General features: G+C 70.4%; 8 protein-coding genes. 2 read left to right on the top strand and 6 right to left on the bottom strand.

Features of this window, described 5'->3' with window-relative positions; genetic code table 11:
* Positions 1-9: 9 nt before the first annotated feature.
* A complete protein-coding gene (gene glmS, locus ACI2K4_RS12475) occupies positions 10-1,923 on the bottom strand; it encodes a glutamine--fructose-6-phosphate transaminase (isomerizing) (protein ID WP_404510629.1) in 1,914 nt (637 codons plus the stop codon).
* Positions 1,924-2,251: 328 nt separating this feature from the next.
* Between glmS and ACI2K4_RS12480 the strand changes: the two genes are divergently transcribed.
* On the top strand, positions 2,252-3,016 hold the full coding sequence (locus ACI2K4_RS12480; RefSeq protein ID WP_404510631.1) for an MmpS family transport accessory protein: 765 nt from the start codon (positions 2,252-2,254) through the stop codon (positions 3,014-3,016).
* 219 nt (positions 3,017-3,235) lie between these two features.
* Positions 3,236-4,420 carry a pyridoxal phosphate-dependent aminotransferase gene (locus ACI2K4_RS12485; RefSeq protein ID WP_404510633.1) on the top strand — a complete coding sequence of 395 codons (1,185 nt, stop codon included), beginning with the start codon at positions 3,236-3,238 and terminating at the stop codon, positions 4,418-4,420.
* A gap of 43 nt (positions 4,421-4,463) precedes the next feature.
* On the opposite strand, the gene glmM is transcribed toward ACI2K4_RS12485, so the two are convergent.
* From glmM to ACI2K4_RS12510, 5 genes are all read right to left on the bottom strand, one after another.
* The gene (gene glmM, locus ACI2K4_RS12490; RefSeq protein ID WP_404510635.1) at positions 4,464-5,825 is read right to left on the bottom strand and encodes a phosphoglucosamine mutase; all 1,362 of its coding nucleotides are present in this window, start codon (positions 5,823-5,825) and stop codon (positions 4,464-4,466) included.
* A 114-nt stretch (positions 5,826-5,939) separates the two neighbouring features.
* The gene (gene rpsI, locus ACI2K4_RS12495; protein ID WP_404510637.1) at positions 5,940-6,425 is read right to left on the bottom strand and encodes a 30S ribosomal protein S9; all 486 of its coding nucleotides are present in this window, start codon (positions 6,423-6,425) and stop codon (positions 5,940-5,942) included.
* Between the two features lie 20 nt (positions 6,426-6,445).
* Positions 6,446-6,889, bottom strand: a complete 444-nt coding sequence (gene rplM, locus ACI2K4_RS12500) for a 50S ribosomal protein L13 (RefSeq protein ID WP_404510639.1) — start codon at positions 6,887-6,889, stop codon at positions 6,446-6,448.
* A gap of 433 nt (positions 6,890-7,322) precedes the next feature.
* Entirely contained in the window at positions 7,323-8,768 is a 1,446-nt protein-coding gene (locus tag ACI2K4_RS12505) for a nitrate/nitrite transporter (RefSeq protein ID WP_404511775.1), read from the bottom strand.
* 403 nt (positions 8,769-9,171) lie between these two features.
* Positions 9,172-9,870, bottom strand: coding sequence for a class I SAM-dependent methyltransferase (locus ACI2K4_RS12510; protein WP_404510641.1), 699 nt, complete (start codon positions 9,868-9,870; stop codon positions 9,172-9,174).
* Positions 9,871-10,030 lie beyond the last annotated feature (160 nt).

A 10,030-nucleotide genomic window follows, 5' to 3' on the forward strand; every position in this document is an offset into this window, starting at 1 on the left:
TCGGGTCGCCTACTCGACGGTTACGGACTTGGCCAGGTTGCGTGGCTGGTCGACGTCGTGCCCCCGGGCGGCGGCGATCTCGCAGGCGAGCACCTGCAACGGCACGGTGGTGACCAGCGGGGCCAGCAGGGTCGGCGTACGCGGCACCGTGATCAGGTGGTCGGCGTACGGCAGCACCGCCGTGTCACCCTCCTCGGCGATCACGATGGTCCGGGCGCCACGCGCGCGTACCTCCTGGATGTTCGACACGATCTTGTCGTGCAACATGCCCCGGCCGGCCGGCGAGGGCACCACGCAGACCACCGGCGTGCCCTGGTCGATCAGGGCGATCGGGCCGTGCTTGAGCTCACCCGCGGCAAAACCCTCGGCGTGCACGTACGCCAGCTCCTTGAGCTTCAGTGCGCCCTCCAGCGCCACCGGGTAACCGACGTGGCGGCCGATGAAGAGCACCGTCGGCGCGGCCTTCAGGTCCCGGGCCAGCTCACGCACGGGCTCGATGCCGTCGAGCAGGTCGCGCAGCTTGTTCGGCATCTCCTGGAGCTGGGCCACCACGGCGCCCACCTCGTCGGCGTACTTGATGCCGCGTACCTGGGCGAGGTGCAGCCCGATCAGGTAGCAGGCCACCACCTGGGTCAGGAACGCCTTCGTGGAGGCGACCGCGATCTCCGGTCCGCTGTGGGTGTAGAGCACCGCGTCGGACTCACGCGGGATGGTGGAGCCGTTGGTGTTGCAGATCGCCAGCACCCGGGCCTTCTGCTCCTTGGCGTGCCGGAGCGCCATCAGGGTGTCCATCGTCTCGCCGGACTGCGAGATCGCCACCACCAGCGTGGACCGGTCGAGCACCGGGTCGCGGTAACGGAACTCACTGGCCAGTTCGACCTCGCAGGGGATGCGTGTCCAGTGCTCGATCGCGTACTTCGCCACCAGGCCGGCGTGGTACGCCGTACCGCACGCCACGATGAAGATCTTGTCCACGTCGCGCAGGTCCTGGTCGGTCAGGCGGACCTCGTCGAGCATGATCTCGCCGCTGTCGGTGAGCCGGCCGAGCAACGTGTCGGCGACCGCCTGGGGCTGTTCGGCGATCTCCTTGAGCATGAAGTAGTCGTAGCCGCCCTTCTCGGCGGCGGAGGCATCCCAGTCGATGTGGAAGTCCTTGCCGGTCGACGGGACGCCGTCGAAGTCGGTGATCTCGATACTGTCGGCGGTGATCAGGACCACCTGGTCCTGGCCCAGCTCGACCGCCTCACGGGTGTGCTCGATGAACGCGGAGACGTCGCTGGCCAGGTAGTTCTCCCCGTTGCCCCGCCCCACCACGAGCGGCGAGTTGCGGCGGGCGCCGACCACCGCGCCGGGCACCGCGGCATCCACCGCCAGCAGGGTGAACGCGCCCTCCAACCGGCGGCTGACCACGCGCATCGCCGCCGCGAGCAGTTGCGGACCGTCCGGTTCGCCCGCGCCACGCAGCTCGGCCAGTGCGGCGGCGAGCAGGTGGGCGGCGCACTCGGTGTCGGTGTCGCTGTCGAACTCGACCCCGTCGGCCTCCAACTCGGCCCGGAGCTTGGCGAAGTTCTCGATGATGCCGTTGTGGATGACGGCGACCCGGCCGTCGCGGGACCGGTGCGGGTGGGCGTTGCGATCGGTCGGCCCGCCGTGGGTGGCCCAGCGGGTGTGCCCGATCCCGGTGGTGCCGTCGCCGATACCGAGCTTCGGGGTGGGACGGCCGTCCGGGTCGGCACCGGCCCGTTCCGCCAGCGTCTTCTCCAGGTTGGCCAGCTTGCCGGCCTTCTTCTCGGTCAGCAGTTCGTCGTCGCAGACGATCGCGACCCCGGACGAGTCGTAGCCGCGGTACTCCAGCCGCCGCAGCCCGTCCAGCACGATGTTCAGCGCCGGTCGGGCGCCGACGTACCCCACGATTCCACACATGGTTCCGAGCCTAGTCCAATTCCGCTCAGCATGTCTGCTCGAAAGGGCACCTATCAAGCATCTCTCATGATTGATAGGTGAATCCGGGGCAACAACCGGACGCACTCCCCGTTACCCATCGGTCACCCGCCGCCCCCGATCGGGTTAACACTCCCCCCGACCTGCATTTTCTCCACCGTCGACCACCACGATCCGTAGCGCTACGTATGGCCGATATCGCTCCCTGTCGCCAACCCGCTTGCTGAAAGACATCGATGGCCGCACCGTTAAGGGTGGCCCTGCGGGCCGCACCGCACCTGGCTCCACCGACGCCCTCTGGAGCGAGCCGATGACCGAACCGGAACCACCGCAGCCGCCCTCCCAGCCCGTCCCCGACAGCGAAGCCACGCCCTCGTCCTGGACACCACCCCCGTCACCCTGGGCCAGACCCAGCTCACCGCACTACCGCGCCGGCCCGGTCGAGCCACCAGCCGACCCGGACCACCACCGCGCCGGCCCGGTCGAGCCACCAGCTCACCCGGGCGAGCAGGGCGCTCACCCGAGCCACACCCGCGCCGCACCCCTGGGAACCCTCCCCTGGCCCGGACCCGCCGAACCCGTACGCCGCCGCGCCGGCACCGGGCTGGTCGCACTCGTCGCCGTGGTGGCGGCACTGCTCTGCGGCGGCCTGGGGGTGACCGGTGCCCTCCTGGTCACCCGGCTCGGCTCGGACAGCCCTCGGAGCGCCTCCACCGAGCCGCCGAGCGGCCAGGGCGGTGGACCGGCCGTACCGTCCACAACGGAGCCGAGCGCCCCGGACCCGAGTCAGTTCGCCGGCCCCCGGGTCAGCTACCAGGTGGTCGGGGACGGGCCGGTCCAGATCAACTATCTGGAGTACCCGAACTTTCCCCGGCAGGTCGACGCCCTGGCGCTGCCCTGGCAGGTGGAGTTCGCCATGCCCGAGCCGGGGGTGGTGACCGTGCTCGCGATCCGGGCCAGCCTGGAACCGGGCGAGATCACCTGTCGGATCGTGGTCGACGGTGAGGAGGTGGTGCGCAACACGGCCACCGGGCCGTACGCGACCGCGACCTGCGCCGGCCTCACCCTCGGCTGAACCGTGCCGGACCGGTACGGGCGGAGGCTCCCGCCACCGGGGCGTCCGCCCGTACCGGCCACCACCGGCCGTCCGCGCGTTCTCTGGGCGAGCGGAGGGCGGCGAGCGGAGGGCGGCGAGCGGAGGGCGGCGAGCGGAGGGCGGCGAGCGGCAAGCGGCGAGCGGCAAGCGGAGGGCGGAGCATCGACGGCACCGGCCCGCCGGTCCTAGGCTGGCCGGATGACCACAACCACCGATCCCCTGGTACGGCGGATGCGCGAGTTCGGCACCACCGTCTTCACCGAGATGTCGGCGCTGGCCGTACGCACCGGGTCGGTCAACCTCGGGCAGGGCTTCCCGGACAGCGACGGACCGGCGGAGATGCTCGCCGCCGCCGCCGAGGCGCTGCGTTCCGGGCAGAACCAGTACCCACCGGGCCCCGGCATCGCACCGCTGCGTGCGGCGGTCGCCGAACACCAGCGCCGGTTCTGGGGGCTGTCGTACGACCCGGACGGCGAGGTGCTGATCACCGCGGGTGCCACCGAGGCGATCGCGGCCGCGATGCTCGGCCTCTGCGAGGCCGGCGACGAGGTGGTCTGCTTCGAGCCCTACTACGACTCGTACGCGGCCTCGATCGCGCTGGCGGGCGCGGTACGCCGCCCGGTCACCCTCCGCCCGGCCGCCGATGGCAGGTACGCCTTCGACCCCGCCGAACTGCGCGCCGCGTTCGGGCCGAGAACCCGGCTGGTGCTGCTCAACTCGCCGCACAACCCGACCGGCAAGGTGTTCACCGCCGACGAGTTGGCGCTGGTCGCCGAACTCTGCCAGGAGTTCGACGCGTACGCGGTCACCGACGAGGTGTACGAGCACCTGGTCTACGACGACGCGGGCACGGCGCACGTCCCGCTCGCGAGCCTGCCCGGGATGGCCGGACGTACGTTGCGGGTCTCCTCGGCCGGCAAGACCTTCTCGTGCACCGGCTGGAAGGTCGGCTGGGCGAGCGGGCCGGCCGCACTGGTCTCCGCGGTCGCGCGGGTCAAGCAGTTCCTGACGTTCGTCAACGGCGCCCCGCTCCAACCGGCGGTCGCCGTCGCGCTGGCCCTGCCGGACAGCTACTACGACAACTTCCGCGACACCCACCAACTCCGCCGCGACCTGCTCCGCGCCGGCCTGGCCGACGCCGGGTTCGACGTGCTCGCGGCCGAGGGGACCTACTTCGTCACGGTCGACATCAGCCCGCTCGGTGGTCGGGACGGGGTCGAGTTCTGCCGTACGCTGCCGGAGCGCTGTGGCGTGGTGGCGATCCCGAGCCAGGTCTTCTACGACGACGTCGAGGCCGGGCGGCGGCTGGTCCGGTTCGCCTTCTGCAAGCGGCCCGAGGTGCTGACCGAGGCGGTGAACCGACTCCGTACGCTCCACCGCTGACCCCGGCCGCTCGTGGACCCGCCCCGAACGGTGGCGGGTGGCGCTAGGCGACGGGGATCGGACTCGCGGTGCGTACCTCGGCCGCGATCCGCTCGGCGATGCCCTGCGCGATCTCCTGGGTGGCGGCCTCGACCATCACCCGGACCAGTGGCTCGGTGCCGGACGGCCGGAGCAGCACCCGACCGGTCTCGCCCAACTCCGCCTCGGCTTGGGCGACCGCCGCCAGCACCGACGACGCGCCTGCACCGACCGTACGATCCTCGACCGGGACGTTGATCAGCACCTGGGGCAGCTTGGTCATCACCGATGCCAGCTCGGCGAGGGAGCGCCCGGTCTCGGCCATCCGGGACATCAGCGCAAGCGCGGTGAGCAACCCGTCGCCGGTGGTGGCGTGCGTCGGGAGCACGATGTGACCACTCTGCTCGCCACCGAGGGCGAGCCCGGAGGAACGCAGCTCCTCCAGCACGTACCGGTCGCCGACCTTGGTCTCGACCAGCCGGATGCCCTGCTGGGACATGGCGATGCGCAGACCGAGGTTGCTCATCACCGTGGCGACCAGGGTGTCCTGGGTCAGCGTGCCGGCGTCGCGCATCGCCACCGCGAGGATCGCCATGATCTGATCGCCGTCGATCTCCTCGCCGTCGGCGGTGACCGCGACACACCGGTCGGCGTCGCCGTCGTGCGCGATGCCGAGGTGCGCCCCGTGCTCGACCACCGCGGCCTGGAGCCGGCCGAGGTGGTTCGAGCCGCAGTCGTCGTTGATGTTGATCCCGTCCGGCTCGGCGTGGATCGCGACCACCTCGGCGCCGGCCTCCCGGTACGCGACCGGCGCCAGGTCGGAGGCGGCCCCGTTGGCGCAGTCCACCACCACCTTGAGCCCGTCGAGCCGGTGCGAGACGCTGCCGACGAGGTGCTGGATGTAGTGGTCGGCGCCGTCCAGCAGGTCGTGCACCCGGCCGACGTCGGCCCCGGTGGGGCGGTGCCAGTCGGCCGAGCCGTTCTGCTCGATGGCCGCCTCGATCTTCAGCTCGACCTCGTCGGGGAGCTTCTGACCGCCGGCCGCGAAAAGCTTGATCCCGTTGTCCGGCATCGGGTTGTGCGAGGCGGAGAGCATCACGCCCAGGTCCGCCTTGGCCTCGCTGACCAGGTACGCCACCGCCGGGGTGGGCAGTACGCCGACCCGGACCACGTTCGCCCCGGCACTGGCGAGACCGGCGACCACGGCCGCCTCCAGCATCTCGCCGCTGGCCCGGGTGTCCCGGCCGACCACGGCCAGCGGACGGTGGCCGGGATCGGACTCGGCCAGGGTGTGCGCGGCCGCGACCGCGACCGCGAGCGCCAACTCGGGGGTCAGATCGGCGTTCGCACGTCCGCGTACGCCATCCGTGCCGAACAACCGGCCCATGCGCGAGTACCTCCGGGAGCAGACCACTGGATATAACGAACGGTCGGGACCGCCACCGCGCGAGGGGGGCGGACCCGACCGTCCGTCAGACGTGCAAAGGGGTGTAGAGGCTGATCAGCGCTTCGAGTACTGAGGCGCCTTGCGGGCCTTCTTGAGACCGTACTTCTTGCTTTCCTTGACCCGGGCGTCCCGGGTGAGGAAGCCGGCCTTCTTGAGCGCCGGGCGGTCATCCGGCTCGTTCACGATCAGCGCGCGGGCGATGCCGAGGCGCAGCGCGCCGGCCTGCCCGGTGGTGCCGCCACCACGGAGGTTCGCGATCACGTCGAACTGCTCGGCCTTCTCGGCGGTCACCAGCGGCTCCTTGATGAGCTGCTGGTGCACCTTGCTCGGGAAGTAGGCCTCGAGCTCACGGCCGTTGCAGGTGATCTTGCCACTACCCGGGACGATGCGGACCCGGACAATGGCCTCCTTGCGGCGGCCGACGGTCTGGATCGGCCGGTCACCACGGGGGGTGCGGGCGACCGGGGCGGCCGGAGCGGCGACCTCGGTGTCGATCCCGGTCTCGATCGGGGTGGCCTCAGCCTCAATGGTGTCGGTCATGCTGAATCCTTCGTCCGCGCTCACTGCGCGATCTGCTTGATCTCGAACGGGACCGGCGCCTGCGCGACGTGCGGGTGCTCCGCCCCGGGGTAGACCTTCAGCTTCTTGATCAGCTGCCGGCCGAGCTTGTTGTGCGGGAGCATGCCCTTGACGGCCAGCTCGATGGCCTGCTCGGGGCGCTTCTCCAGCAGCTCCTCGTAGCGGACCTGCTTCAGACCGCCGGGGTAGCCGGAGTGGCGGTAAGCGATCTTGGTCTGACGCTTGTTGCCGGTCAGCGCAACCTTGCCCGCGTTCACGATGACGACAAAGTCACCGGTGTCGACGTGCGGCGCGAAAGTCGGCTTGTGCTTGCCACGCAGCAACGTGGCGGCGTGGGTGGCCAGACGGCCCAGCACGACATCAGCGGCGTCGATAACGTGCCACTGACGCTCGATCTCACCCGGCTTCGGGCTGTACGTACGCACAGGTCTACCTTGTCTCGTCGTCGGTCTGGGGTCACGCACCGGAAACCAGGCGCGCACGAACGACCAAGCGTACCTGATGGGGCACGCCCTCGGCTGTCACACAACAGCAGGCGATGTTACTCTTCCGGCCCGCACGCGGTCAAAACAGGGCCTCGGGTCGCCGCCGGTCACCCGCCACGCCCCGTCGACCCGGACCCGGTGGCGAGCTGGCCACTCGATCACCAGCCGCAGCTGATCGCACCCCGATAGATAATCACACCCGTCCCATCCCCCGAACACCGCCACCCAAACGACCGGCCCGACCGGGTGGCGGGGATGTGGGTTGATCATGAAGTTATCGCAAGATCCGACCAATGGATCGGGCGACAACTTCATGGTCAACGCGTTTATGTACCGGTCGGGGCGTTGTACCGGTCGGGGTGTCTGTGCCGGTTCAGACGCCGGGTAGCCGGTGTGGTGACGGCCGGAGGTAGACCGCCCAGGTGACCAGGACGCAGAGCGCGTAGCAGACGACGAAGCTCAGGTAGGCCGCGTCGGCCGACTTGTAGGCGAGGAAAGACTGCCGGAAGGCGATGTTGACCAGCACGCCCCCGAAGGCGCCCACCGCCCCGGCGATTCCGATCAACGCCCCCGCCAGGCGCGCCGCCCGTCGGAACGCCGCACTGCCGGGGTCCGCGGCGGCACCGGCCGCGTTCCGGGTCCGGGCCCGGAAGATCGCCGGGATCATCTTGTACGTCGACCCGTTGCCGATCCCGGAGAAGACGAACAGCGAGATGAACCCGACCAGGTACAGGAAGAGTGAATTCCGTCCCGAGGCGTAGAGCACGAGGCTGGCTCCCGCTGCCATCACGACGAAATTCCAGCAGGTCACTCGCGCCCCGCCCAGGCGGTCGGCGAGATAGCCACCGAGCGGCCGGACCAGCGAACCGACCAACGGCCCGAGAAAGGTGAGGTACGCCGCGTCGAGCGGAGTAGCGAACCGATCGCCGAACTGCACCTGGAGCACCTGCCCGAAGGCGAAACCGAACCCGATGAACGACCCGAATGTCCCGATATAGAGGAACGACATGATCCAGGTGTGCGGGTCCCGGATCACCTCCCGCATCGCCCCCCGCTCGCTCGGCACCCCGACCGATCCGTCCCGCCCCGATCCGTCAGGCCGGACCAGACCATCGCGAACCGAACCGTCCCGCCCGACCCGGTCGGTGGCCCGGGTCGCGGCCGGCGAGATGTTGTCCATGTATCGGGCGGCGAGCAGGGCGGCCAACACGATCAGCGGCAGGTAGACCGCCGGGACCAGACGCGGCTGCGCCGCCCCCGCGGTCGCCAGCACCAGCAGGCCGACGAGCTGCACCGCCGGTACGCCGAGGTTGCCACCGCCCGCGTTCAGTCCGAGCGCCCAGCCCTTGTGCCGGTCGGGATAGAACTGGTTGATGTTCGCCATCGACGAGGCGAAGTTGCCGCCGCCGACCCCGGCGAGACAGGCGAGGATCATGAGTGTCTGGTAGGAGACGCCCGGCTCGATCAGAATCGCCATCGGGATGGCGGGGAGAAGCAGCAGGGCGGCGCTGATCACGGTCCAGTTCCGCCCCCCGAAGACGCCGACCGCGAAGGTGTACGGCAACCGCAGCACCGCCCCGAGTGCCGTCGGTACGGCCGTGAGCAGGAATTTCCCGGCCGGGTCGACGCCGTACTCGGGGCCGAGGAAGAGGACCAGCACCGACCACAGGCTCCAGACCGAGAAGCCGATGTGCTCGGAGAAGACCGAGAAGATCAGGTTCCGCCGGGCGATCCCGGCGCCCTTGGTCCGCCAGAAAACCGGGTCCTCCGGACGCCAGTCGTCGATCCGGTGCCGCCGCCAACCGGCCGCGTCGGTCACGGATCGGCGTGATGACCCGTCGGGCGCGGGCGGCGGGTCGGCCGGCGCCAGCCCGACCGATGGGACCTCTGCGGCGTCCGCCGTACTCGCGGCTGTGCTCACGGGCCGACCTCCCTCTCGTTCGGTGACGAGGCAGAAGCTATGGGCGATCGATTACCAACCGGTTCGCGTACCGCGTCCGCCCCGCAACCAAACCCGCACGACCGGCCCGGCCCACCCGTGAGAAACCCCCGTCGCCACACTCCCGAACACGCCCCACGGACACACCCACACACGCCGTTGATCATGAGGTTGTCGCAGGTCTCCGGTCCCGGAATCGGCGACAACTTCATGATCAACTCGCTCCCCCGCAAGGCAGGGCGCGCCTCGGCACGCGGGCAGGCGCGGAGGGTGGTAACGCTCGTCAGGCGGGGCGGTGGCCGGCGAAGACGGCGAAGCGCCAGGACTTGAAGAGGCAGTCGACGTCGACGAAGCCCACCTGGGTGAGCCAGTCGCACTGGGCGCCGACCGGGGCCGGACGGTCGTACGACATCCGCTCCCGGGCGGCCTCGATCTCCCGCCGGTCGGAGCCGAGCGCCGTGATCTGGGCCAGCCACACCCGCTCGTACAGACGGTCGAGTTCGGGCGTGGGCCCGGCCACCTGCTCGGCGTTGACGAAGACTCCCCCGGGCCGGAGCACCTCGAAGATCCGCCGGTAGAGCCCACGTTTGCCGTCGTCGTCGAGGTGGTGGACGGCGAGCGCGGAGACCACCGCGTCGTACGGTCCGTCGGGTAGTGGCGCGGCCAGGTCGGCCACCTCGACCCGGTGCGGCACGCCCTGGCCGGTCAGGTGTTCGGCGGCGAGCGCGAGCATCCCGGGCGCGGCGTCGAGCAGGGTCACCCGGGCGCCGGGGACGGCCGCGCCGACCAGGGACGCGAGCAGCCCGGTGCCGGCGCCGAGGTCGAGAACCTCGGGGGTACGGCCGTCGGCCACGGCCGCCCGCAACGGCGGTACGGCCAGCTCCACCGCCGTGCCGTAGAACTCGTCGAAACACGGCACCAGCCGGCGTCTGGCCTGGTCGTAGCTGCCGGCGGCGGCCTCGAACAGCGACACCACGCTCATCGGCACTCCCGAACTGTAGGATGATATTCCCGAATTATAGAACGCTTCGGATAACCCCGTGCCCACCCGCACTGTGAGTGCCTCTTAGCAGGCACGAAACAAAGGAGACCCGGCGGCGAAACCACCCCCGGCCACGCTTCGGACATGACGGACCTTGCGC

This window comes from Micromonospora sp. NPDC050397, assembly GCF_044901685.1.
Classification (GTDB): Bacteria; Actinomycetota; Actinomycetes; order Mycobacteriales; family Micromonosporaceae; genus Micromonospora_G.